Here is a 25,264-nt window from a genome sequence, read left to right on the forward strand (position 1 = left end):
GTTGCCCGGGTCGGGGTCGGGGTCGGGTTACAGGATCAGCCCCGGCCCCAGCGCGGGGACGATGGCGGCGTTGCTCTCGGGACCCTCGGAGAAGGCGTGGGCCGGTGCGGCGAGGGCGAGGCCCCCTAGGGAGAGCAGAGTGACGGTTGCCAGGACGGTGAAGGAACGGCGGATGTACTTCATGGAGTCCTCTCGCTGCGTGGCGAAACTGCGCGCGGCACCCGCGGCGCGGGCCGGCGGGGCCCCGGCGCCGGGGTCGAACGATCCGCAAGAGCGTTTCCTCTGCTTCACCTGTGCAAACGCGTCGTCACTCTGGTGCCGGATGGGAGCCCGTCGGCTCACAGCGCTCACTCGGGCATCGGGCTCCGCCGGCCCGACCGCCGCTACGCCTTGGGTGCCGAGAAGCAGAAGAGCTTGCCGGACCAGCCGGCGAAGAGGTGGTCGTCGACGGTGAACGCCGACCAGGGGCCGGAGCCGCCGCTGACCGGGTAGTGCCACACCTGCTTGCCGGTGTCGGCGTGGAAGCCGTAGAGGCCCTTCTTGCCCGCGGCGAGGAAGAGTCCGCTCACGGTGCCCAGGAGTTGGAGTTCACCGAGGCCGGAGCCGGCCGTCCAGCGGTTCGCGCCGGTGCGGGCGTCCACGGCGTGCAGGACCTTGTCGAGGTAGCAGACGGTCGCGCCGGAGCGGGCGTAGCCGCGGTTGCCCCGGGCGGCGGTCCGCACGCTCCACAGGGTCTTGCCGGTCGCGGGGTCGAAGGCGGTGAGCAGCCCGCCGGTCGCGCCGGAGGCTCCGGTGTCGGGGTAGCAGAACAAGGTTCCCTGGAGCAGGTTCAACGAGCCTTGGTAGAAGAGGATCTGACTGTTCGTCGGGGGGAGGCCGGTGGCCGTGCTCCGGCGCGTGGCCCCGGTGGCGGGGTCGAGGGTGAGCAGCCGCATATCGCCGTCGACGGCGAAGAGCTCCTCGCCCTTGGACGGTGCGTAGAGGGCGACGAGGTCCCTCGCCCACAGACGATCGCCCGAGTCCGGAGCGATGACGGTGTAGCCGTTGAGCGTCGCGGTCGTGGAGGTCTTCGCGGCACGGCCCCAGACGACCAGCCCGCCCCCCGGGGTGGTGCCGGCGGCCGCGATTCCCCCCAGGTCGGGCGACTTCCACCGGACCTTGCCGGTCGAGGTGTCCAGGCCCTGGATGCGCCCCCGGTCGCCCGTGGTCACCAGCAGTGAGCCGTGCGCGGACTCCAGGTGCGGCGCGTTGGACCCGGTCGGGGACGCGGCCCACAGCTCCCTACCGGTCCTGCCGTCGAGCGCGTGGACCTTCCCGTCGGTACGTACCGTGTAGACGTGCTCGTCGTCGGCGAGGGCGGCGGTGTTCTGGCCGGTGAGGTCCTTCCAGAGCGGCTTGCCGGTGGCCCGGTCGAAGCAGGCCCCCGAGGTCCTCCCGGCGCACAGCAGCGTGGACGACGTCACCGCGAGCAGGGACATGCCGGGCTGCGGAAGGTCCGCGGTCCAGGCGAGTTCGGGGGTGGCGGTCGTCGCGTCGCCGTCGCCCGAGCGCAGCAGCAGGGCGGTGCCCGAGGCGGCCGCGGTCACCGCGAACGCCGCGCCGCCGAACAGCAGCCGCCGCCGGCTGAGCAGGGGAGTGCGCACCTCGTCGTGCAGGCTGCGCTGTGCCTCGGTCACCTGCAGCTCGACCGCACCGAGCCAGCCCGCGGTGGTCGCCGGGCGCAGCCACTCCTGCAACTGCGCGACGGTGGGACGCCGGGCGGGGTCCTTGTCGAGGCAGGCGGCGACGGTGCCGAGCAGGGCCTGCGGGACGCCGTCGAGTTCCGGCGCCTCGTGGGTGGCGCGGTAGAGCAGCGCGTGTACCGCCCCCGTTCCGAAGGGCGGGGTGCCGGTGGCGGCGAAGGCGAGCACGGCGCCGAGGGCGAACACATCGCCGGCGGACGTGACGTCGCCGCCCGTCGACTGCTCGGGCGACATGAAGCCCGGCGACCCGATGATCTGGCCCTCCGCGGTGAGCACGGTCCCGTCGACGGCCCGGCTGATGCCGAAGTCGATGACCCTGGGCCCGTCGGCGGTGAGCAGGATGTTGGACGGTTTGAGGTCGCGGTGGATCAGCCCCGCGCGGTGGATGGCGGCCAGCGCCTCGGCCAGGCCCGCGCCCAGCACGCGCAAGGTGGCCTCGGGCATGGGCCCGTGCGCGGCGATGGCGTCGGTGAGCGAGGGGCCGGGGATGTACGCGGTGGCCAGCCAGGGCTGCGGCCCGTCGGGGTCGGCGTCGACGACGGGCGCGGTGAAGGCGCCGCCGACCGCGCGGGCGGCGTCCACCTCGGCCTTGAAGCGCCGCCGGAAGTCCGGATCGGCGGCCAGTTCGGGGCGCACGACCTTGACGGCGACGGCACGGCCGCTGCGCGAGGCGGCCAGGTGGACGCGGCCCATGCCGCCCGCGCCGAGTTCCCGGATCACTCGGTACGGTCCGATGTGCGGGGCGGCGGTGTCGGCCTGTGTGGTCGGCGATGTCATCGCGGGGTGCTCCGGAACGCGTAGAGGGTGGTGTCGGATGCGGCGTAGACGGTGCTGCCGGCGGTCTGCACCGACCAGGAGTTCCTGCTCCGGGCCTCGGCGCCGGAGGCCTGGTGCGCCCACAGCGGTGTGCCGTCCGAGGCGCGCAGGACGATGAAGCCCGGGGTGTCGGCGCCGAACAGGGAGAGCGCCACCAGCGACGAGGAGGCCGCGGGGCCCGGGTCGCCGGCGCTCGCGGGGTCCAGGGACAGCGGACTCGCGGTGTGCCACAGCTGGCTGCCGTCGCGGGTGTCGAGGGCGAAGACGGTGCCCTGGCCGTCCGCCACGTAGGCCCGCTCGCCCAGGACCGTGGTGGGGCCGAGGTCGGTCGGCTCGTTGACGGCGGTCCACAGTCTGCGGCCGTCGGTGGCCCGGAAGGCCTGCACCTTCACGGTGGTGACGAGCACCGCGTCCTGGCCGGTGGTCAGATCCGGGTAGTCGCCCGGGGTGACGACGCCCCGGACCGACCAGCGCGACTCGCCGGTGCGCAGGTCCAGGCCGTGGACGGCGCCGTCGTCCTGCAAGAAGCACAGGCGCCCGTCGCAGGAGGCGTGGTGGTCGCTGCTCGCCACCTTGCGGGACCACAGCACCTTTCCCGCCTTGAGGTCCACGGCGTGCACCTTGTAGCCCTGACTGCCGTCGCTGCCGACGACGGCGACCGATCCGGCGACGCAGAAGACGTCGTGGAGGTGGTCGGGAGAGGAGGACCCCTCTTCCGGCCGGGTGACCGCATGGTTGAACTTCACGGCGCCGGCACCGTCCAGGCCGAGCAGATGGCCGCGGTCGCCCCAGGCCGTGGCGAACAGCGTCGAGCCGTGCACGCCGAGCCAGTCGGGCTTGCCGGAGACATCGGACGGCAGGCGGGGCGATGCCGTCCACCGCTCCTTTCCGGTCGCGGTGTCATAGCCGACCGCGTGGGTCCGGTCCCAGTGCACCAGGGTGTCGCCGAGCAGCCGCAGCCGCCCGTTCTCCAGGCGCCGCAGCGGGGTCGACCACTGCGGTGCCGGGCCCGCGGCCACCTTGGCGGCGGGCCGCACCGAGGTGCCCGCGCCGCCACCGCGGCCCGGGGCGCGACCGGGCTTCGGCCCCCACCCGGACAGCGCCGCGGCTCCCGCGGCCGCCGCGGCGGTGCCGCCGACCGCGGCCAGCCACAGGAAGCGGCGGCGGCCCGGTCGGCTCGGGTGCGCCGTGGCCGGTGGGGTCGCGGGCACGGCGGGCGCGGCCACCAGGGCGGCGGCGTGCGCCTCGCGTGCGGCGAGGTCGTCCCGCAGACCCGGTACGAGCAGCGCGGAGGGCTCGGCGGGGCCGAGCGCGGCCAGCAGCCGGGCGGTGGGCGGCCTGTTGGCGGGGTCCTTGTCCAGGCAGGCCGCGAGCAGCGGACGCAGCGCGTCGGGTACGCCGTCCAGCCGCGGCGGGGCGTGGACGGCCCGGTAGAGGATCTCGGCCGTGCCTCCGGCGCCGAACGGGCCCCGGCCGGTGGCGGCGAAGACCAGCACGCAGCCGAGGGAGAACACATCGGCCGCCGGTCCGGCCTCGCGGCTGGACACGATCTGCTCGGGGGCCATGAACCCGGGCGTGCCGATCACGGCGTCCGTCCGGGTCACCTGAGTCGCGTCCACCGCCCGGCTGATGCCGAAGTCGATGACGCGCGGCCCGTCCGCGGCCACGAGCACGTTCCCCGGCTTGAGGTCGCGGTGGACGATTCCGGCGGCGTGGATCGCGACGAGCGCCTCCGCGAGGCCGGTGCCCAGGGCCCGCAGTGCCGGTTCGGACAGCGTGCCGAAGCGCCGTACGACATCGTGCAGGGACGGTGCGGGGACATAGGCGGCGGCCAGCCAGGGCTGTCGGGTGTCGGCGTCCGCGTCGAGGACCGGCGGTGTGAAGAACCCGCTCACCTTCCGGGCGGCGTCGGCCTCGCGCCGGAAGCGCCCGCGGAAGTTCGGTGCCTCGGCGTACTCGGGTCGGATGACCTTCAGCGCGACCAGACGCGCCCCCGGTGACCTGGCCAGGTAGACCCTGCCCATGCCGCCCTCGCCCAGGAGTTGGAAGACCTCGTAGGGTCCGATCCGGCTCGGGCCCGGTCGCCGGGGGTCGGTGGGGTGCGGCCGGCGGACCGCGGGGAGCGGCTCCGGGAGTGTGGGCCGCGGCTGGGGGACTGTGGCGTGCGGCTGCGGGACCGTCGGGTCGTCGCTGCCGTCGTGTCTCTGGGTGTGCACCTCGTTGGGCGGCGGTCAGCCGAGCGAGCCGAGCACATCGCGGGCCGCGGCGATGGCGGCGTCCTCGGCCTGCCGCTGGTTCCTGCCGGCGGCCCGGGTGTCGTAGGTGAGGCTCACGGTGAACTCCGCGTTCCCCTCACGGACGATCACCTGTGCCTCCGCCAGGTCCATCGGGTCCTTGTCGACGCCGTGGACGACGTAGGCATCCTCGCCGAGCCCGCTGAGCGGCCGGGAGTCGGTGATCGTGCGGACCTTCTTCAACGCCTCCAGGGCGCTCTTCTTGTGTATGTCGTACATGCCGCTCGCCGACGGGCTGACCATGAGGTTCACTTGCAGGTCCAGCATGTGGCCGGCCGCGCCGAAGGGTGTCTCCCAACTCGGCATCCTGGTGATCATCGCCGCCATGGTGGCGTGGTCGAACTGCGACGGCTTGCACTCGGTTCCGGGTGCGATGCGCGCGAGGGTGGACGGCTTGATCAGCTCGCACCCCTCGGGCACCTTGGTGAACGACTTCTTCGCCGGCGCCGGCGGGGCGGCGGCGCCCGGAGCGCCGGAGGGCTTCCCCGAGGCGGCGCTCTCGCCGTCGCCACCCGACACGGCGACGACCACACCGACGATCGCGCCCACGGCGAGCAGCGCACCCCCGCCGATCAGCCAGGGCCGCGCACCGGCGCCGCGCGGCCGCCCCGTGGCCCGAGCCCCGTTCAACGGCAGCGTCGCGGGGGACGGTTGCGACCAGGCCGAGGGCGCGCCCGGCGGTTGGGACGGGACCGGCGGCTGGGGCGGGCCCGCAGGCTGGGGCGGGGCCGGCGGCGATGCCTGGCCCGGCACCTGGCCCGGGTCCTGAGCCCCGGGTCCCCCATCACCCTCGGCTCTCTGCGCCTCCTGTGCTCCCTGGGGCATCGGCTGAGTAGGCCCGGACTCGCCGGAGCCCTGCCGGGGGTCCGACTGCGGGGTCTCGCTCACGGTGCTGCTCGCTTTCCCTCTGGTTCTCGCTCTCGGGACCGGCACCGGCCCGTCCCGTGGGCCGGCCCGGATCAAAGGCACACCGGAGCCCGACACCACGCGCCGCACTCTTTCGCGAGGCGCTGAAATGCCGATGAAATTCCGCTGGTACGGGGGACCTGCGGCGATCTGGGGGACGCGTGCTGCCGAGGGAACAGGCCCACCACCGTCCGGCACGGGGGCCGGGCGTCCGGCCAGGGGGTCTGCCCGTCGGTCAGCGCCACGAGGACGTCCGGTCGGGGCCGGGCACGGAGCGCCTTGCCGAACCCCGTGCGCAGATCCGTCCCCCCACCGCCCAGCAGCAAGATTCCCTCGGCCCGGCACAGCGGGTGCACGACCCGGGCCGCCGCGTCGCAGGTCAGTACGGAGACCAGGTCCCGACGACCGCCCACGGCGCGGGAGATCGCGGCGACTTCGAGGAGCGCGCTGCCCAGTTCGGCGTCGCTGACCGACCCGGAGGTGTCGATGACCACGGAGACCCGGGGCGGCCGGCGCCGGAGGCTCGGCAGCACGGCGCCGGGCACGCCGGCCGAGCGCCGCGACGGCCGGCCGTAGAGGTAGTCCTCGCCCGCGCCGGAGCCGGAGGCCGCCGAGCGGACCGCGGCCCCCAGCAACTGCCGCCACGCCTGCGGCGGATGGAACGCCTCCTCCGCCCACCGCCGCCACCCCTTGGGGGCGTTCCCCGGACGGCCGGTGATGCCCTGCGCCACCCGGAACCGCACCGCGTCCCGTTCCTGCTCGCTGAGGCCGTGGGCGCCGTCCGGCCCCAGGTCCCAGTCGCGGTCCAGTCCGTCGGCACCACTGCCGCAGTCCAGCCAGGACAGGCTCTGGGTATACGGACCGAGCCGGAACCGGCGCAGGTAGTCCTCCATCAGCTCGCCCTCGGGCAGCCCCAACGACACCGGTTCGACGGCGCCTTCGGGCCGGACCAAACCGTCCCCGAACGCGTCGTCGTTGATCTCGCAGTCCGCGGCGATGTTCATCCGCAGCCGTTCCCCCGGGCCGGTCAGTCCGCGCTCCCGTGCGACCCGGTCGCTGCGCCCGTGGTGATCGCGCAGCAGGTGCGACACCTCGTGCACCCATACCGCGGCCAACTCCTCCACCGGCGTACGGTCCACGAACGCCGGTGAGACGTAGCACCGCCAGTGCCGGTCGACGGCCATCGTCGGTACCAGCCGGGACTCCACGGTGTGCAGCGCGAACAGTGCCGTCGCCAAGTAGGGCCGCACCCGGGCGGCGTGGAGCCGGGCGGTGTAGAGCTTGTCGAGGTCCAGTGCCCCCGGTGCGTCGGGCCTCATCGTCCCGCCTTCGCTGCGACCGCCGCGGTCCGGGCCGCGGCCCGGACCGCCCGCTGGGAGAGGGACACCACTCCGGCGAGTCGCTCGATCGACGCCGGAACGTCCCAGCCCTCGCGGCGCAGTGCGGCGAGGGTGGTCGCGGGGACGACCACCAGATCCGGGGCTCCGGTCTCCACCGCCCGCACCAGCAGCGCCCACGCCGCGTCCCAGCGGGACCTCTCCGGGCGCTCGCGGACCGCCGCCACCACGGCGTCCAGCACGGCCTGGCGCAGATCCCCCCGCTCGGGCAGGGCGGCACCCTCCGGATCGGCGAGCAGCACCTCGGGGTCGGGGAGGTCCATCCGGTCCAGGCTCGCCAGCAGCTCCAGCCCCGGACCGTCCCCCACCGTGCCCCTGACCAGCAGGGAGAGCACTTCACGGGAGGAGCCGGCCGCGGTCGCGAAGGCGATCAGACACAGTGTCGTCTCCCAGCTCCGAGGGGACGGCCACGGACCGCCGCGGCGTGTCTCGTTGCCGGGCAGCTGGTGTACGAGCCCGGGGCGGGCGGCGAGGAGCCGGGTCACCGCACGGCGGGCGAAGCCCACGGCCTCCGGCAGCTTCTCCGGGGCGAGCCGGGGCAGGGTCGCCCGGGGCCACGTCCCACCGAGGCCGCGTACGACGACCTCATGGTCATGGGTCCACTGGAGGTGAACGAACCGGTTGGCCAGCGGCGGGCTCAGCTCCCAGCCGTCCGCCGCCGAGGACCGCGGATTGGCGGCGGCGACGATGCGGATCCCGGGCGGCAACTGCAGGGCGCCGATCCGCCGTTCGAGCACGAGGCGGAGCAGCGCGGCCTGCACGGCCGGTGGCGCGGTGGAGAGTTCGTCCAGGAACAGCAGCCCCCGGCCGGCCCGCACCAGCCGTACCGCCCAGTCCGGCGGGGCCATCGGGACACCCTGCTCCGCGGGGTCGTCGCCGACGATGGGCAGACCCGAGAAGTCGGACGGCTCATGGACACTGGCGATCACCGTGGTCAGCGGCAGGTCCAGGGCCGCGGCGAGCTGCGTCAGGGCCGCGGTCTTGCCGATGCCGGGCTCGCCCCACAGGAGTACGGGAAGGTCGGCGGCCACCGCCAGCGTCAGGGCCTCCAGCTGTGTGTCGGGGCGCGGTTCGGTGGTGGAGTCGCGCAGCAGGGCCAGCAGCTCGCCGGCGACGTCGAGTTGGGCGACGGGGGCCGGGCCGGAGGACGTGGCGGTCGCGGAGAACGGGGTGCAAGTGGGCATGTGTGATCACCTGTGGGTTCGTGGTGGGACGAGTGGGTGTGCGGGACGCGGGCCCGGGTCAGCGGGCGAGGGCGTGGCGCGGAGGTGAGCGGCGGTCGCGGTCGCGGCGACGGTCCGGGTGCAGGCGGCCGGGCCCGGGGCCGATCAGGCCGGCCCTGAACAGCCCGTAGGTGATCCGCCGCAGCGCGGCCGCCTCCAGTTCGTCCCGCAGAGCGCCGTTGCGCAGCACCGCGTCGGGGCCCAGCAGCCCCTCGACGACGGCCAGCGCGCCGGCGGTGTCGCCGTGGTCGAGGCGTTCGCGTACCCCGGTGAGGCAGTCCGGCCGACGGTGCGCCTCGTCGATGGCCCGCAGGCAGGGAAGCGGAGTGCCGCCCAGTGCGACCAGCAGTTCCTCCTGCCGGATCTCGGCCGGGCCGTGGTCGAGCGGAGCCAGTACGCCGTCGACCAGACCGATCCGGTGCCGGGCTCCTCGGCACTCCACGAGACGTGGCCGTCCCGCGCGGTCCGGAGGCCGGGGCGCACCGGCCGGCGCATGATGCGGTACGAGCGCCGAGGCGACCAGCGGGTGCAGCCGGTCGGCCTCGATCAGACCGGCGCGGAGGAGTTCCAGGTCGGGCAGTACCCAGGCCGCCGCGTCGGGCAGGACCGGCAGCGAGGAGACACCGCCGTCGGCGGGTGCCGCCGTGCTCCGCAAGGTGGGTGGCCCGACACCGTCCCGGCCCGCGACCAGCTCCAGGACCAGCCGATGCCGGCCCCCGAGCCGTACCGCGACGGTCCCGGTGGACCGCCCCTCGGCCCGGAGCACGATCCCCGCCTCGGCCGCCCACCGCTCGACCGCGCAGCGGCGCCCCCGGGGCACCCTCCGCAGCAGCTCCGGATCCAGGTCGATGTCCATGTCCACGTCGATGTTCATGTCCGGACGATCGGCCCCGGACCGGATCCGCAACTCCTCGGTCCTGCGCGCATCCCACAGGTGCCGGTGCAGATCGAGACGGAACCGCCGGTTGGGGTGCGGATGCGGATGACGGCAGGCGGTGACGGTCCCGGATCCGTCCCACAGGGCGAGGCTGATCCGCTGACCGGCATCCGCCCAAGCCGGCGGAGTCCGGGCCACGAGGTACACCGGCTCATCGCCGTCACCTCTGGGGGAGTGGTACCGAGCCAGGGCGAGGGTCAGCCCCGGGCGCAGCAGCCCGCCAGGAGCGATCCGCGGCATATGCCAGCGCAGCAGGTCGGGAGCCAGATGGCGGAGATCGGCCCGGAGTCGGGCCGCGAGCTCCCGACCGTGGACACGCGCCACGGAACGTAGCCGGAGATCGACATCAATGCCTGCGGCGGCACACGCCCCCGCCCAGTCCCCGGCATGCCGGCGGGCGGTAGCAGTCTCGATCATGGAGGGCGGCACGGCGAACTCGCGCACGCGCAGCCAGAGGGAAAGGCGGGAATCCCCGTTCGCGATATGAGTGAGCATCAGCACTCACCTTGCGCGGACGGGTCCCCCAATCTGCCTGGAGAACGAGTAGTCATCGCGGTGATCGTAGAGCCCCTCGCCTCGGTATGCCAGGGGTTTTCGGCCGGCGGGCCACCACCTGGGCCTGACGGCGGGCGCGTCAACGGGTGTTCCTGACTTCCGTACCGGCCCGACTCGTTGCCGCCCCGCGACCGGACCGGGGCCCGCCTCCACCGTCGAAGATCATCGGGTACAGAATGTCCCGTATGCCGATAACGAACACGCCGAAGGCGGCGAGGGTCGACGACGCTCCGCTGATCGGTCCCACCCTGGCCCGCGCCTTCGACGACGACCCGATGATGCGCTGGTTCTTCCCCGACGGCGCCTCGCGCGAGGCGGCGCTGAGCCGCTACTTCACCACGATCTTCACCCGGCAGTACGTCCGCCACGGTGTGTGTGAGCGCACCGAGGCGGCGGCCGCGTTCTGGGTGCCGCCGGAGGCGCAGGCCAAGGCCGTTCCCGATGCGGAGACCATCCAGGAACTCCTCGACATCCTCGGCGACCGGGCCGGGCTGTTCAGGGACGCCGTCGAGACGGCCGCCCGGCACACGCCCCAGGAGCCGCACTGGTACCTGGCGCTGATCGGCGCCGACCCGGCCGCCCAGGGGCAGGGGCACGGGGCCGCCCTGCTGCGCTCGGGGCTGGCCAAGGCCGACGCGGCGGGTCTGCCCGCCTATCTGGAGTCCTCCAAGCCGTCCAATCTCCCCTTCTACGAGCACTTCGGCTTCACCGTGCGAGCGGAGCTGCGGCTGCCCGGGGACGGACCGACGCTGTGGGGGATGTGGCGCCGGCCGCGTCGCCCCGCGGACGCCTAGGCCGTCACCGGCGGACTGGGGCGCATAGGGGCGATGGATGGTATTCGCCCCTATGCGCCCCTTTTCTTCGCCTGGGCATCGATTAGGTGCCATTGGCGGCTTCCTCTTTATCGGGCAAACCGGAGCATTCCATGCACGGCTCGACCGCGGAGCCCGGCCCGCGCCACCCCACCAAGGGGGCGCCGTGAAGAGGCCAAAACGGCAGGGGCTAGCATATGAGCACCGCCTAGCTCGAAAGATAAGACCTGTGACTGTCAACGACGACTCGTTCACCAACTGGAATACCCGCGAGGAGATCGCGGAGTCGATGATCCCGATCATCGGGAAGCTGCACAGGGAGCGGGACGTCACGGTCCTCCTCCACAGCCGCTCCTTGGTGAACAAGTCGGTGGTCAGCATCCTCAAGACCCACCGGTTCGCTCGGCAGATAGCCGGCGAGGAACTCTCGGTCCTCGAGACCATGCCGTTCCTGCAGGCTCTCACCACGCTCGATCTCGGCCCCTCCCAGATCGATATCGGCATGCTCGCCGCGACGTACAAGACCGACGACCGCGGTCTTTCGGTGGAGGAGTTCACCGCCGAGGCCGTCGCCGGCGCCACGGGTGCCAACAAGATCGAGTGCCGCGAGGGGCGCGACGTCGTCCTCTACGGCTTCGGCCGGATCGGCCGCCTCGTCGCCCGTCTGCTGATCGAGAAGGCCGGCTCCGGCAACGGCCTGCGGCTGCGCGCCATCGTCGTCCGCGGCGGCGGCGAGGCGGACCTGGTCAAGCGCGCCTCGCTGCTGCGCCGCGACTCCATCCACGGCCAGTTCCAGGGCACCATCACCGTGGACGAGGCGACCAGCACGATCGTCGCCAACGGCAACGCGATCAAGGTGATCTACGCGAACGACCCGTCCGAGGTCGACTACACCGCGTACGGCATCAAGGACGCCATCCTCATCGACAACACGGGCAAGTGGCGCGACCGCGAGGGCCTTTCCAAGCACCTGCGCCCCGGTATCGACAAGGTCGTCCTGACCGCCCCGGGCAAGGGCGACGTCCCGAACATCGTCCACGGCGTCAACCACGACACGATCAAGCCGGACGAGCAGATCCTGTCCTGCGCCTCCTGCACCACCAACGCGATCGTCCCGCCGCTGAAGGCCATGGACGACGAGTACGGCGTCCTGCGCGGCCACGTCGAGACCGTCCACTCGTTCACCAACGACCAGAACCTGCTGGACAACTACCACAAGGCCGACCGCCGCGGCCGTTCCGCGCCGCTCAACATGGTCATCACCGAGACCGGTGCCGCCTCCGCCGTCGCCAAGGCGCTGCCCGATCTCAAAGCGCCCATCACCGGCAGCTCGATCCGCGTCCCCGTGCCGGACGTCTCGATCGCCATCCTGAGCCTGCGCCTGGGCCGCGAGACCACCCGTGAAGAGGTCCTCGAATACCTCCGCGACGTCTCGCTGCACTCGCCGCTCAAGCGCCAGATCGACTTCACCACCGCCCCCGACGCCGTCTCCATGGACTTCGTCGGCTCCCGCCACGCCTCGATCGTCGACGCCGGCGCCACCAAGGTGGACGCCGACAACGCGATCCTCTACCTGTGGTACGACAACGAGTTCGGCTACTCCTGCCAGGTCATCCGGGTCGTGCAGCACGTCTCCGGGGTCGAGTACCCGACCTACCCGGCGCCGGTGGTCTGACCGCGACCCGGGCGGACCGTGTCGGCATGACAAAGGCCTCCGGCCACTTCCTGCGGGAGGTGGCCGGAGGCCTTTGTGCGCCGCATGCGGCGCAAGTCGGTGGCGAGGAAAGCGAAAGGACTATGTCAGAGAGGTATGAGAAGGAAGCCCCTTCATGGCCTCGCCGCGGTCAACGCTACCAGTCAGTCGGGGATCAGGTCGCGTAGATTTTCCGGGGTGAGAGTCCGGGAGCCGGCGGGCAGGCCGTCGGGCCGTTCCAGCCCGATGTAGGTGACGGGACCGTCCGGGACCGTCCTGCCGTCCCACAGCGTCACGGTCGTGGTGTCGCCGGCCATCAGGTCGGCGAGGTAGCGGACCGTGAGGTGCTCGCGCTCGACGATGCCGCGCAGGAGTGCCGCCACCGACACCCGGTTTCCCTCGACCCGGTTGGCCGCCGGATGGCCCTTGAGGTACAGATGCAGCCACTTGGCGCGCCAACGGCCGTCCTCCCCGCGCAGGAACGCCAGCGGTAGCGCGACCCGGCCCGGTCCGCGCAGCTCGGACTTCATCCGCACGGTGCGCGGCTCGAACGGGCGGCCGCGTTGATCGGCGTCGCGCAGCATGAAACCGAAGAACGACTCGTCGACCTCCTCGAAGCCTTCCCCGGAGAAGATGTTGACCTGCGGGACGATGAAGGCGCCGCGCACGGCGCCCAGGCGCAGATCGATGAACTCCGAGGCACCGTCCGGCGCGTCGGTGATGTCGCCGGAGTGCTCGCCTTCGACTGCGGTGAGGGCGGTGTACGACAGCCAGGAGACCGTCGCGTAGCCGGCGTCCAGCATCAGCGCCGACAGGTCGTAGTCGGTGCTGCGGCAGGTCTGCTTCCAGTACACGAAGAAGCGCAGCAACTCGCCGTCGACCGGGGATATCGAGCCGCGGGGCAGCACGCCGAGACCGGCTGCGGTCGCCTTGCCGCTGAGGGGGAGGGCGACGTCGAGTACGTCGGGGTCGATCAGCAGACGGTCCGGGGACGGCAGACGGCGGCGGATCTCGGCGTCGAGCGCGTCGATCAGGCGCTTGCGCTCCGGGGGCAGTACGGGAGGGCGTTCGTCGGAGGTGACCCAGGCCCGGCCCAGGCGGTTGACGAAGACGCGGCGTTCGCCGGCCTCCCCGGCACGGTTGTGGAGGTGTTCGCGGACCGACAGCACGACCCGGCCCGCGACCTCGGGGGCGACCTGCTCCGCGGCCGCCACCACCGCATCGCGCTCGGCCTGGGTGAGAGCCATCCGCAGCAGGCGGTCCAGCGCGCGGAACAGCCTGCCGGGGGCGGCCTTCAGCAGCTCGGCCGCGCCCGTGACGTCGTGCATGCCGAGCAGCTCCTCGACGCGGCTGTCGAAGGAACGTGCCTTCTTCTCGCCCCGGGCGACGGCGAAGACGTCGGCGGCGTGCGGCCAGCGCGGGTACTCGTGCGGATGGAGGCGTTCGCCGAGGCGCTTGAAGGCCTCGCGATGCACGGCGACGTCGGCGAGCTTGGCGGGGGCCACGGCGACGACGGAGTCGAGGCCGGCGAGCAGCGCGCGGCGGACCGGACGCGACAGCGCTCGGAACCGCGTCGGTTCCTGGAGGGTCACATCGCCGTCGGACAGTGCGCAGGCCAGGCGGAGCACATCGGTGACGGTGTCCAGCAGCAGGTCCGCGCCGGCGCCGAGCCGGGCTCGGTTGACGACCGCGCGGTTCTCCCGGATCGGGATCGCCTCGGGCTGGGGGCCGTGCACCTGGTGCTCGGCGAGGGCCCGCAGATCGCGCAGGTCGTCGTCGCCCAGGGGCGTGGTGGATCCGGCCAGGGCCAGATACAGCGCACCGATCTCGTCCTCCAGGTCGCCGCCCCGATGCAGGACCGTGACGCGGTCGCCCGCCGCGGCGATCAGTTCGTCGTGGGCGGCGAGCATCTCGGCATAGGTGTGGCGGTAGTTGCCGTAGGACGGGAGGGTGAGCAGGTCCAGCACACCGCTCTGAAGCTGGGCGACCGTGCCGGGTCGCGCCGCGTCGTCGGCGAGCGCCTCGGCGATGCACCGCATCCAGAAGTCGAACGTGGCCGGCACGTTGGCCGGGAAATCGATGAAGTAGACGTTGTGCTGGACGTGGTCGCCGACCATCTGGCGCACGGTGCGCAGTGTGCGCACCGCGGTGTCGATGACGGTGCCCTCGGAGCGCCCCGACAGATGCTCCAGCAGGTCCGCCGAGAGCTTGAAGCCCACGGACATCAGCACGGCGTCGAACTGCCGTGCTGCGACGCCGCCTTCACCGGCGGGGCCGGTGGGAGAGGGGAGACGGAGGGTGTGCCGGATGACCAGCGGTTCGAGACTGTCGTCCATTGCGGCATGATCCCATTACCGCGCGCGACCGCGCATGCGGGTTTTCCGGTGGGGAACGCGCCGGTGCGGGACGAGGCGGTCGGCCGGTGAGCACCACCGGGACCGTGCGCCCGAACCGATGCCATGTGGAGGCAACAGTGGCCGAGTCCCCGCACAACGCCGCCCGGCGCGGCCCCCTGCCCAGCGGTCGGCACCACCTCAGCCGTGAACAGGTGGTGTCGTCGCAGCGGATACGCATGCTGACCGCCACCGCGGACGCGATGCGGGACAAGGGGTACGCCCAGACCGCGGTCGCCGAGATCATCCGGCGCGCCGGGGTGTCGCGGGAGACGTTCTACCAGCAGTTCCGTTCCAAGGAGGACTGTTTCATCCAGGCCCTGGACGCCGCCACGGAGCGGCTGGCGGGCCTGCTGGAGGTCGCCTGGCAGCCGGCGTCCGGCTCCCCGGGGACGACCATGCCGATCGCCCCCGAGGAAACCTTCCGCCGGCTGCTGCGCCTCTATCTGCGGACCCTCGGCGAACAGTCCGCCTTCGCCCGGCTGTTCCTGGTCGAGGTCTACGCCGCCGGGCCCGAGGCGTTGGCCCGCCGCATGGCGTGGCAGCGGCGGTTCGCGGACGCCATCGCCGAGATCTTCGGCGCCGGCGCCGGCAGCGGTGCGGACGAGCGGCGCTTCGACTGCGAGGCCCTGGTCGCGGCCGCCGCGCAGCTGGTGACTGCGCGACTGGTCGCGGACGACCTGACGGGTCTGCTCGCGTTGGAGGATCCGCTCGTCCGTCTCGCGGTACGGCTCCTCGGCTGAGCGGCTATCCGGCCGCGGGAAGCCAGGGGAAGTGCGCCAGTTGGCCCCGTAGGCCGGCGGGCAGCAGGGGTGCCACCATCGTGCGGTAGCCGGCCACCTGATTCCGGCCCGCCGTCAGGTCGGTGTCGAACAGCTCGTGGGGTGTCTTGCTCGGGATCGGCAGTCCCGGCCCGCAGATCGGAATCTTCGGCGCCTGACGGTTGAGCTGGTCGCCGCCACCCGAGACGGCGTGGGGGTTGATGGCGTAGCCGTGGTCGCCGGTGAAGTAGCCGGCCACGCCGTTGGCGAAGCAGGCCAGGTTCGTGATCACGTTCTCGGAGTAGCAGATGCCGTCGTTGGTGTTGCAGATCTCCTTGACCGTCAGACCGCCGAAGCCGCGCGGCCCCTTCATGGTCATGCCCGGCAGCACCGTCGGCAGGTTCGTCTCGATGCCGCCCGGGCCACCGTCCGCACCGGGCCGCCGGGGATCGCCGTAGAGCACGCCGTTGATCTGGTCGTGCGGGACGGCGTCGCTCCCGGACAGGACGGCCAGCTCGTCGCCGGCGACGAGCGCGCCCTGCGAGTAGCCGGCGATGGTGACATGGCTGTCGGAGCAGGTGCCGTGGAAGTTCCTTACCGCCGCGTCGAGTTTGGCGATGCCCTCGGCCACGGAGTCGTCCAGCGACACGGTGTCGCCGGGGTACGGGGCGATGGACGCCGAGTAGTGGATCTTCGTGAACGACACGCCTTCGGGGAGCGTGGCGTTGCTGGGGTCGTAGACCGTGGCGTCGCCGTCGAGGTGACCACCGACCTCGAAGATCATCGTGTTCGGGCAGTCGGCCCGGGTCTGCGCCGGCGGGGGGACCGCGACGGCTTGCGGTGCGCTCAGCCCCAGGACGGGCAGCGCGACCAGTGACGCGAATAACGATCGTGCCCTTCGCATGTGCACCTCGTCTCGAATCGGCTTGGGAGGAAGGCGAGTTCCAGCCCAGTGCGACGCCAAAGGTAGCGCTGAGAGAGGTTTTGCGAACAGAGCTGTTCGTGAAAGTAGCGTGTGTGTGGTGGGTACGTCGAAGGGAGCCGGTGTGGAGGCCGATGGGTCAACTCGCCGCGGCAGCGGGCGCCGCAGCCCTCATTTACCCCGGCCCCCCCGCGGCCCCCTTTTGGTCACGTGGTCCAGCGCAGTACCGCGCCGAGGCCGCCCGCAGGGCCCGCAACGCCCTCGGGGACGAGCAGGACCTCGGCGTCGGCCGCCGCGGCGGAGCGCAGCAGGGCGTCGTCGGCGCGCGCCCGCTCGGGCTTGCCGACGCCCATCGACTGCGCCTGGCCGCGCCGGACGGCGACCTGGTCGGCGCCGGGTCCGATCCAGACGTCGCGACCCGCGTCGGACGCGTCCTGCCCGAGGAGCAGCGTGTGCATCTGATGGCTGCGGGCCGCGTCCACGACGGCCGGCACGCCTTCCGCCGCATCCCCGGGGTTGCTGTCGGCCCCGCCCGCACCGTGCTCGCCGGGGCGGCCGCGTCCGGCGCGGAAGCGGCCGAGCGCCTCTTCGAGGCGGGCCTGCGCGTACGCGGTCCGGGCCTGCGCGATCTGGCGGTCCAGCACGCTCTTGGAGGCGCCCGCCGACCTGCTGCCGTTCTCGGCCTCGACGGTGGCGGCCCGGATCCGCTCGGGCAGCCGGTTGTACACGGCTCTGCGCTCGCGGGCGTCGCCGGTCAGGACCAGCAGTCGTGCGCCGGTCTGTGGCCACTGCCGGGCGAGCTCGGCGGCGATGATGTCCGCGGTCTCGTTGCGGCTGTTCTCGACCCTGTTCCGGTAGTGCCACTCGTACCGGTCCGTGGGGATGCTGCGGTGCCCCCGGCCCCGCCACTCCCTGCCCTCGGCCGTGGTCACGGCCCGGCTGCGCTGGGCGTCGCGCAGCTCCAGATCGGCGCCGGTGCGGTCGATGTACGCGACCAGGCACGGCGGCTCCTCGCCGATCAGCTCGGGAAGCGGGGCGATATGCGGCAGCAGGGACCAGGTCGCCTCGATGCGCACTGGTGTCACGCTGAGTGGGATGTCGAGTACGACCTCGGCGCCGCCGGCGAAGACGGCCCGGCCGGGAGGCGCCCCGGAGGACGGTTCGTGGGCGAGCCGGTCCACCACGGCCCGGCAGGTGTACGGGTCGGCCCCCGCGTCGATGAGCAGCGAGGCCACGACGCGCTCGCGGAGCTTCTGCTGCCGTGGCGCGTCCTCGGTCGCGCGGGTGGTGTCGATGTACACGGAGGCCCAGGGGCCCAGACGCTCGAAGAGCGGCTTGAGAAAACCGAGTTCCATGATCTTCCCCCGGGATCGGGGACGGTGTGTACTACCAGGTTAGGACGAAGTGGCCGCGGGGCCCTCTTTGCGGAGGAATCGGCGCAGCCGGGCCAGGGGCCAGGTGTTGATCACGTCGTCCGCGGTCAGCCAGCCCCGCTGTGCGATGCCCACGCCGTAGCGCAGGTACTCCAGGTGCAGTGGTGCGTGCGCGTCGGTGTCGACGGCGAACTTCACGCCGTACCGCTTGGCGCGCAGGATGTGCTCGTCGGACAGGTCGAGCCGGTCGGGGTGGGCGTTGATCTCCAGCGCCGTCCCGGTGCGGGCGCAGGCGGCGAACACCGCGTCGAGGTCCATGTCGAGGCCCGGGCGCCGGCCGATGATCCTTGTGGTCGGGTGGCCGATGATGTTGACCTCGGGGTTCTCGCAGGCCGCCACGAGCCGGCGGGTCAGGGCCTCGCGCCCCTGGCGGAAGTGATCGTGCACGGAGGCCACACAGAGGTCGAAGCCGCGCAGGAACTCCTGCGGCCAGTCCACCGCGCCGTCCGGGCCGATATTGAGCTCGGTGCCGTGCAGCAGGCGCATCTTCCGGTGCCTGCCGTCGAGTTCGCGCACCCGCTCGCGCTGGGCCAGTACCTTCTCGTCGGTCATCCGCTGCATGGCCAGATCCGGGGCGTGGTCGGTGATCGCGTAGTAGCGCAGGCCCCGCCGGGCGGCGGTCTCCACCATCTCCTCCAGCGGGGCCAGGCCGTCGGTGAGGTCGGTGTGGGTGTGCAGGTCGCCCCTGATGTCCGCCTCCGTGACCAGGTCCGGCAGCTCGCCCCGCAGCCCCGCGGCGACCTCGCCGCGGTCCTCCCGCAGCGTCGGCGGGATCCAGGGCAGACCGAGCCGGGCGTAGACCTCCTCCTCGGTCTGCGAGACGATCTTCTTTCCGCTCTTGGCGTGGAACAGGCCGTACTCGGAGAGCTTGAGCTTGTGGTGCACGGCCATCTCGCGGGTGCGGATGTTGTGCGCCTTGGAACCGGTGAAGTACTGCAGCCCCGCACCCCAGGAGTCCGGCGGCACGACCCGCAGATCGATCTGCAGGCCCTTGGTGGTGCGCACGGAGGTCTTCTTCGTGCCCTGGGCGATCACCTCGGCCGTGCCCGGCAGCCGTACGAAGGCGTCCATGAAGGGAGCGGAGCGGGCCGCCGCCACGAGGATGTCCACATCGCCGATCGTCTCCCGCATACGGCGCAGCGACCCGGCGTAGCCGCAGTTCTCGCAGCCGGGCAGGGCGGACAGCTCGGCCACGATCTCCTCGGCGACGTCCATGGCGGCGTTGATCGGCACCCGGTCGCCCGCGGCCCGCATCAGGTCGATGCCGTGCAGGATGTTCTCCTCGGTCTTGGGGCCGAATCCCTTGAGGTCGCGCAGCCGCTCCTCGTGGAGGGCGTCGAGCAGTTCGGGCACCGAGGAGATATGCAGGTCCTGGTAGAGCGTCATGGCCTTGCGCGGGCCGAGGGTGGGGATGGCCATCAGCTGCCGTACGCCCGCGGGGACCTTCGCCCGGACGTCCTCCACGGCGGGCATGCTCCCGGTCCGCAGATACCCGATCACCTTGTCGGCGATGGACCTGCCGACGTTCGGGATCTCCCGCAGGCCTTCGGCGTCGAGCTTGCCGACATCGGCGTGGTGGCTGCCGATGGCGCGTGCGGCCTTCTCGTAGGCGCGGGCCTTGAACGCGTCTCCGCCGGTGATCAGGACGAGGTCCGCGTACTCCTGGAGCAGCGCCTCGACCTCCTCGTTGCGCCGGACCACGGGGCCATTTTAATGCGGTCGCGTTCCCCGGGCCTCTCCTGGCGGCGCGGTGGCCGTCGCCGCCAGGGGCCCCGGTCGCCGGCCTCAGCGGCCCTGCGCGGCCTTGACGTTGTCGCCGAACGTCCAGTCCCTCGACCCGTCCCAGTTGAGCGACCAGGTCATCAGGCCCTTCAGGCCGTTGTCGTAGGTGTTCCAGGCCTGCGTCACCAGGCTCGGTGGCATATGCCCGCCGCCCGCGCCCGGTTGCGCGGGCAGGCCGGGGACCTGCTTGTCGTAGGGGACCCGGATGGTGGTGCCCTGGACGGTCAGGCCCTTGTCGAGGCAGTCCGTCTGCGCGGTGAAGCCCTCGAGGGTGCCGGCGGAGTACGAGTCGCCCCGGCACCCGTACATGCTGCCGTTGTAGTACTGCATGTTCAGCCACCAGAGCCGGCCGTTGTCCGCGTACTTCTTGACGATGGGCAGGTACGCGCCCCAGATCGATCCGTAGGTCACGCTGCCGCCGGTGACGTAGGCCGTCTCGGGCGCCATCGTCAGACCGAAGTCCGGCGGCATCCGGTCGAGTACGCCGTCGATGATGCGGATCAGGTTGGCCTGCGAGGCCGACAGTCGGCGGATGTCGCCGCTGCCGGTGAGGCCGGTCTCGATGTCGATGTCGATGCCGTCGAAGTGGTACTTCTTCAGAAGCGGCACGAGCGTTTCGACGAACCGGTCGGCGACGCCGGTGGAGTTGAGGTCGATGCCGGCCGACGCTCCGCCGATGGACATCAGGACCGTGAGGCCGTCGCCCTTGGCCTGGCACATCTCGGCCGGGGTCGGCACCTTCACGGTCGCGTCCATCCCGTCCTCCCACAGGGCCGTGCCGTCTGCCCGGATGACCGGGAACGCCGTGTTGAGGACGTTGTACCCGTGGTCGCGGATACGGGTGTCGGTGATCGGTGTCCAGCCGAAGGGTGGATGGACGCCGTTCGCCGCGCCGTCCCAGTTCTCCCAGTACCCCTGGAGCACCTTGCCCGAGGGCCTCGGCTTGACCGCGCAGGGATCGTCGTCCCGCGGTGTGCCCGGTGCCGCCGAGACCAGCATCGGTACGACGCAGGCCATCGCCACGCCGGCCCTCAGTAGACGCGCTGTCCGACCGATCACGCTGTGCTCCCTTCGGGGTGTGACGGGGTGTCACCGGGGGCCGGGTGCGGTGCGGCAGGGAAGTCCGGGTGTCCGGGGTTCTCCGCGCGGGTTGGTGAGGGGCGGCGGTGACGGGCACAACGTAAGTTGGTCCATACCTATCGTCAAGAGGTATGGACCAACTGGAAATCCGCCGCGGCGGGCGGTTCGGCCGCGCACGGGCGTCGTTACCGGGCGGCGCCGCCGGGCAGCGGTCAGTGAACGTGGACGGTGAGCTCGCCGCCCCGGTAGAAGCCCTCCCGTTCCTCGACCACGAAGGGCGCCATGGCCGCACGCCGGCGCTGCTCCTCGTCGGAGGCGCGCCAGGCGTCGCATGCCTCCTTGGAGTCCCAGAACGAGACGCCGGTGACCTCGTGTCCGTCCTCGGACCAGTACGCGTAGGCGCGGCGCAGAGCCTTCGGGTAGGGATGCGGGCGCCAGGCCCGCTCGAAGTCCTCCAACGTGCCCGGCTTGATGCGGCGCGTAGTCACCCAGACGAAATGCTCCTCCATGGTCGCCTCCTGGTGAACGCTGTGGCGGCGGGATCGTGCCGTGCGCCCCTGGTGGGGCGTTCTCACACCACCGTAGGTCGGCCGCGGCGGTTCCGCCCTGCGGTCACCCGCCGCGTCGCACCGGGTCGGGCGGTGCCCGCCTCAGAAGGCGGGGCAGGTGTCCTTGGCGCCGTCGCGGTAGGTGCGGTACAGGGGGAGCGGGCTCTGGTTGCCGGTCCGGGCGGGTGCCGGATACTCCACGACGGGTACGGGTTTGCACACCGCCCACTGGTCGTTCTTGCCCGGGCCCTCGAAACCGTAGGTGCCCGCCGCGCCGACCAGGCAGGAGCTGCAGCTGTCGCCGGCGATGCTCGGAATGACCAGGGTGTTGTAGACGTCGTCCTTCGTGGGGATGCGGAGGGCCTCCGGGGTGTGCTTCCCGCCCTCGTTGATCTCGCTGAAGGTGCGGTCCACGGCGTCGGCGAGCAGGGTGAAGGCGTCGTGGTACATCACGGCGTAGCCGTCGTCGAGCGGCTTGGCACCCAGCTTGTACTCCTTGGTGAGCTCCTCGAAGCGGTCGAGGAAGCGGCCGAGGGCCTTCGCGGGCTTGTCCTTCCCGCCCCACCAGGCCGGATCGACGGAGGACGCGTCGACGATCGTGGCCTGCGCCTCGTTCAGCCACCGCGTGGGCGCGTCCGCGGTGAGCGTGGGCTCCAGGCCGATGCCGACCTTCAGGATGCGCAGCTTCGTGGTGCGCCCGCAGCTGCCCTCCTGGGCCAGGCGCTCGATGAGCGCGGGCAGGTCCTGGTCGCGCCCGGCGAAGAAGACGGTGTCGGACTTCTCGTTGCAGATCTTCTGCACGGCGTCGGTGAACCGCTGGGGGATGCCCTTGTCGGTGCCGGACGAGCCGGTGAAGTTCGAGTGGTGGTTGGACAGGTCGTACCCCGTGCCGAAGTGCTTGTCGAAGACGGCGCGCAGGTTCTTGGAGTAGACGTCCTCCTCGCGGTTGTCCCAGACCAGGAACCCCTTGTGCTTCCCCGGCTTGGTGTCCAGGTAGAGCGCGAGGGCGCGGGCGAACTGGTCGTTGTTCGGCGAGGTCTTGAAGAAGTACCGGGAGTTCATGGTGGCCGCGGTGATCACCGGGCCGACGGTGGGAATGCGGTGCTCGCTGAGCGCGGCGATCGTCTTACGGGTCTCCGGTGTGCTGCTCGGTATGCCGGTCACGCCGACCAGCGGCGCCCGGGTGTCCTTGGCCAGCTCGGCGAGCCGCTCGACGACGGGCTGCCAGGCGTCGAGGTTCCGGCCGTCGGGGGCGAGCAGCAGCTGGTAGTGCGGTCCGGCGAAGCGGTTGGCCTGCCGCTGCGCGGTCAGCGCACCGGCAAGTCCGCGGCGGATCATGTCCGTTGTCATCGCGCTGTGGTCGTCGGCGGTGAAGGGCATCATCAGCGCGATCCGCACGTACGGGATCTTGGGGCCGCTCGACGGGTTCTCCCAGTCCTGCCGCACCCGGGCGTTCTCGTCCGCCACCGCCTCGAGGAGACCGGCGATGGCCGGGTCCGCTTCGAAGGTGCCCGCGGTGACGCCCACGCAGTCGCCGCCGATGTCCTGCAGATCGCCGCCGCACCGCCCGGGACCCCGCACGAGGCGGACGACGGAGAAGATCACGAGGGCGGCCAGCACGCCGAGTCCGAAGGCGGCCAGCCACTCGATGGGCCCCCACTCACGGGGATGACGTCGGAACAGTCGGACCAGCATGCTTCCTCACTGACCGGGGAGGGGGAGGGGGCGCCTCTTCCGTGCCGCCGCAGGCCAGCTGCGGGCGGCCTGGCCGAGGACGGCGTGCCAGGTCGGGTGCCGCGGCGAGAGGTACGCCAGTTCCTCGCCGACCGCCTTGCACATATCGGGGTCCGGCTCCGCGTACGGCTCGGACGCATGCCACAGGGCGTGCAGCAGCCGGTTGACGCAGCGCTCGACCTCGTGCAGGTCCGCGTACCGGGCGTCGTGCGCGCCCAGCGCGACCTGCATGCGCACATCGGTCCACTCCCCGGCGGGCGGTGTGGGGGCGGTGGCGGCGTACCGCAGACAGCGCAGCCAGTGCGCGGCGCCCTGCTCGTCCTGCTCCGACTGGAACTCCTCGGCCAGGGTGGCCACCACCGTCTCGGCGTTCCCGGCCGCGAGCGTGTGCCGCAGCGCGTCCGCCTCCCCGCTCTCGCCGCGCTGGGCGTGGTGCATCCGCAGAAACCGGTGGATCTCCTGCCAGCCGCGGCCGTCATCGGCTCCCCCGGAGGTGCGGCGCGCCTCGTGCACCAGCAGCGTCTGCAGCAGGGCGTCGCTGACCAGCGGCCGGTCCGGCGGGGTGAACTGCTGCCACTGCTGCTCTTCGAGGTAGTCGGTGGCGGAGTTGGCGGGCAGCTGGTCGGGGCCCTGCAGGCGCAGATGGCCGGCCAGCGCCTCCGCGGCCGTGCTGTCGCGGGCGAGCGAGAGCAGGGTCAGTCGGTCGCGCTGGCGCCGGTTGGGCAGCAGCCGCTCCAGGAGCGCTTCGGTGACGGGGCGGCCGTCCGGGGTGTCCAACTCCAGGAGGTCGCGCGGTGCCACGCTGACGCCCTGCTCCGTCGCGTTCAGGACCGCCGCGCACAGCACCGTGACCGCAGCGGGGTGCCCGCCGGTCAGCGAGTGCACGGCGGTGGCCAGATACGGGTGGAGCGGCCGGGCCGGCCGGTCCGGCACCAGCAGGGGCAGGATGTCGTCGCGGTTCAGCGGGGTGAGGGGCACGGCGAGCAGCCCGGCGGACGGGGCGAGGCCCCTGCGCTCCCAGCCGGAGGACTTCACCAGGTCGGGCAGGACGCGGCGGACCGCGGCCGGCGCGCTCTCCGGTAAGCCGCCGAGCCGGGTGGCCACGACGACCAGCTCCTCGCGCTCGGGGCGGCCGGGCCTCGCGCGGTGCTCCAGCAGCAGTTCGAGGAAGTCCTGCCCCGCGGCGCAGTGCGCGTCGTCCAGCAGGACGAGCGGCCAGGGCTCACGGTTCCACCGCTGCAGCCTGCCGTACGAGGCGGAGACATCGCGCAGGAAGGCGGCCATCAGGCTCTGCTCGGCCGCGTGCCGGTAGTCGCCGCCCTGCTGGAACCACTCCCCGAGCAGCACCAGCGGATCCTGGCCCTCCGCACCCGGCGGAAACCGGAGCCGGTACCACTCCACGGCCGCGGCCGGACGATGCCGCTCGGCGTACTCCGCCACCACGGCGGCGGTGACCGCGTCCCGGCTCCCCACCGCGTCGACCGCCTCCTCCAGACGGCCCTCGACGGCGGTGGCCCAGGCCTGCCGCAGGGCGTTCTCGTTGCCGGTGGCGAGGCGGCAGGCGAGCAGCAGCCGGGCATGGCGCAGACACGCCGCGTCCCGCTGCTCCCCGTTGCCGTGCCGCCAGCCGGAGACCGCGAACAGGCCGGGCAGCAGCACGGGGAAGCGCCCGCGCAGCGCCGGCGCGAGCCCGCACACCAGCTCGGTCAGGATCTCCACACACGTCGAGGCGACGGCCGCACCGTCGGACGACACGGGCCCGAGCGCGTCGGAATCCGCCGCCACCGCCTGGACGTGGGCGAGGGGCAGCCGGCCCGCGTAGCGCGCCGCCAGCTCCTTGAGGACGGCGCTGCGCCCCATGCCGTGGTGCCCCGTCAGCAGGACCACGGGCAGATCGCCCGCATGCTCCCGCGCCGTCCGGGACCTCTCGTCGTAGGCCAGACCCGTGAGCCGGGGAATGAGCGAGCGCAGCAGCGGGTCTCGGCCATAGAGCGGTGACCCTTCCCAAATGCGCATCTGGCTGCGTCCTGCCTCCGTCGTCCGTGGCTGCCAGACAGCCGCAACCTCGGAGGCGGGCGGCACCGTTCCCCCGAGAAATCAGCCGCATGACACCCGTATCAACCACGCCTGGAGTCATAGAACTTACAGGCGCCGCAAACCGCCCGCCAGGCGAATGCCACACTGCGTCACCTGGTTGTGACCGCTGGAACCGGCGGCGTACGCGGGGCGCGAACGG

The 25,264-nt window shown here is 72.3% G+C and carries 18 protein-coding genes; 3 read left to right on the top strand and 15 right to left on the bottom strand.

From position 1 onward, the window contains the following. Window positions 1–27: 27 nt before the first annotated feature. From WAB15_RS34935 to WAB15_RS34965, 7 genes are all read right to left on the bottom strand, one after another. Window positions 28–183 carry a hypothetical protein gene (locus WAB15_RS34935; RefSeq protein WP_407288721.1) on the bottom strand — a complete coding sequence of 52 codons (156 nt, stop codon included), beginning with the start codon at window positions 181–183 and terminating at the stop codon, window positions 28–30. A 200-nt stretch (window positions 184–383) separates the two neighbouring features. Further along, window positions 384–2,519: a protein kinase domain-containing protein gene (locus WAB15_RS34940; RefSeq protein WP_407288722.1), complete on the bottom strand. Its 2,136-nt coding sequence runs from the start codon at window positions 2,517–2,519 to the stop codon at window positions 384–386. Further along, a complete protein-coding gene (locus tag WAB15_RS34945) occupies window positions 2,516–4,774 on the bottom strand; it encodes a protein kinase domain-containing protein (protein ID WP_407288723.1) in 2,259 nt (752 codons plus the stop codon). Before WAB15_RS34945 ends, WAB15_RS34940 begins: the two co-directional genes overlap by 4 nt. 15 nt (window positions 4,775–4,789) lie before the next feature. Next, window positions 4,790–5,482, bottom strand: coding sequence for a hypothetical protein (locus WAB15_RS34950; protein WP_407288724.1), 693 nt, complete (start codon window positions 5,480–5,482; stop codon window positions 4,790–4,792). 329 nt (window positions 5,483–5,811) lie between these two features. After that, window positions 5,812–7,077 (bottom strand): DUF2201 family putative metallopeptidase, encoded by a 1,266-nt coding sequence (locus WAB15_RS34955; protein ID WP_407288725.1) that lies wholly within the window; start codon window positions 7,075–7,077, stop codon window positions 5,812–5,814. Beyond that, window positions 7,074–8,339: an AAA family ATPase gene (locus WAB15_RS34960; RefSeq protein ID WP_407288726.1), complete on the bottom strand. Its 1,266-nt coding sequence runs from the start codon at window positions 8,337–8,339 to the stop codon at window positions 7,074–7,076. Before WAB15_RS34960 ends, WAB15_RS34955 begins: the two co-directional genes overlap by 4 nt. Window positions 8,340–8,397: 58 nt before the next feature. Next, window positions 8,398–9,810 carry a hypothetical protein gene (locus tag WAB15_RS34965; protein WP_407288727.1) on the bottom strand — a complete coding sequence of 471 codons (1,413 nt, stop codon included), beginning with the start codon at window positions 9,808–9,810 and terminating at the stop codon, window positions 8,398–8,400. A 245-nt stretch (window positions 9,811–10,055) separates the two neighbouring features. Between WAB15_RS34965 and WAB15_RS34970 the strand changes: the two genes are divergently transcribed. After that, window positions 10,056–10,664 (top strand): GNAT family N-acetyltransferase, encoded by a 609-nt coding sequence (locus tag WAB15_RS34970; RefSeq protein ID WP_407288728.1) that lies wholly within the window; start codon window positions 10,056–10,058, stop codon window positions 10,662–10,664. Window positions 10,665–10,911: 247 nt separating this feature from the next. After that, the gene (locus tag WAB15_RS34975) at window positions 10,912–12,357 is read left to right on the top strand and encodes a glyceraldehyde-3-phosphate dehydrogenase (protein ID WP_399145348.1); all 1,446 of its coding nucleotides are present in this window, start codon (window positions 10,912–10,914) and stop codon (window positions 12,355–12,357) included. A gap of 182 nt (window positions 12,358–12,539) precedes the next feature. Here WAB15_RS34975 and WAB15_RS34980 read toward each other — a convergent pair whose 3' ends face one another. After that, on the bottom strand, window positions 12,540–14,711 hold the full coding sequence (locus WAB15_RS34980) for a hypothetical protein (protein ID WP_407288729.1): 2,172 nt from the start codon (window positions 14,709–14,711) through the stop codon (window positions 12,540–12,542). A 137-nt stretch (window positions 14,712–14,848) separates the two neighbouring features. Here WAB15_RS34980 and WAB15_RS34985 point away from each other — a divergent pair, with 137 nt between their 5' ends. Next, window positions 14,849–15,511, top strand: a complete 663-nt coding sequence (locus WAB15_RS34985) for a TetR/AcrR family transcriptional regulator (protein ID WP_399145350.1) — start codon at window positions 14,849–14,851, stop codon at window positions 15,509–15,511. 4 nt (window positions 15,512–15,515) lie between these two features. Here WAB15_RS34985 and WAB15_RS34990 read toward each other — a convergent pair whose 3' ends face one another. The 7 genes from WAB15_RS34990 to WAB15_RS35020 all read right to left on the bottom strand — a co-directional run bounded on the left by WAB15_RS34990 (window position 15,516) and on the right by WAB15_RS35020 (window position 25,044). Next, window positions 15,516–16,433 carry a PE-PPE domain-containing protein gene (locus WAB15_RS34990; RefSeq protein WP_407288730.1) on the bottom strand — a complete coding sequence of 306 codons (918 nt, stop codon included), beginning with the start codon at window positions 16,431–16,433 and terminating at the stop codon, window positions 15,516–15,518. A 224-nt stretch (window positions 16,434–16,657) separates the two neighbouring features. After that, window positions 16,658–17,806 carry a hypothetical protein gene (locus tag WAB15_RS34995; RefSeq protein WP_407288731.1) on the bottom strand — a complete coding sequence of 383 codons (1,149 nt, stop codon included), beginning with the start codon at window positions 17,804–17,806 and terminating at the stop codon, window positions 16,658–16,660. Between the two features lie 39 nt (window positions 17,807–17,845). Then, entirely contained in the window at window positions 17,846–19,585 is a 1,740-nt protein-coding gene (polX, locus tag WAB15_RS35000) for a DNA polymerase/3'-5' exonuclease PolX (RefSeq protein WP_407288732.1), read from the bottom strand. 84 nt (window positions 19,586–19,669) lie between these two features. Continuing rightward, the gene (locus WAB15_RS35005; protein ID WP_399145582.1) at window positions 19,670–20,722 is read right to left on the bottom strand and encodes a chitinase; all 1,053 of its coding nucleotides are present in this window, start codon (window positions 20,720–20,722) and stop codon (window positions 19,670–19,672) included. Between the two features lie 236 nt (window positions 20,723–20,958). Further along, window positions 20,959–21,255, bottom strand: coding sequence for a hypothetical protein (locus tag WAB15_RS35010; protein WP_399145355.1), 297 nt, complete (start codon window positions 21,253–21,255; stop codon window positions 20,959–20,961). Between the two features lie 141 nt (window positions 21,256–21,396). Further along, window positions 21,397–22,989 carry an ABC transporter substrate-binding protein gene (locus WAB15_RS35015; protein ID WP_407288733.1) on the bottom strand — a complete coding sequence of 531 codons (1,593 nt, stop codon included), beginning with the start codon at window positions 22,987–22,989 and terminating at the stop codon, window positions 21,397–21,399. Window positions 22,990–22,995: 6 nt separating this feature from the next. After that, window positions 22,996–25,044 carry an ATP-binding protein gene (locus WAB15_RS35020; RefSeq protein ID WP_407288734.1) on the bottom strand — a complete coding sequence of 683 codons (2,049 nt, stop codon included), beginning with the start codon at window positions 25,042–25,044 and terminating at the stop codon, window positions 22,996–22,998. Window positions 25,045–25,264 lie beyond the last annotated feature (220 nt).

Source organism: Streptomyces sirii, from assembly GCF_045690365.1.
GTDB lineage: Bacteria > Actinomycetota > Actinomycetes > Streptomycetales > Streptomycetaceae > Streptomyces > Streptomyces sirii.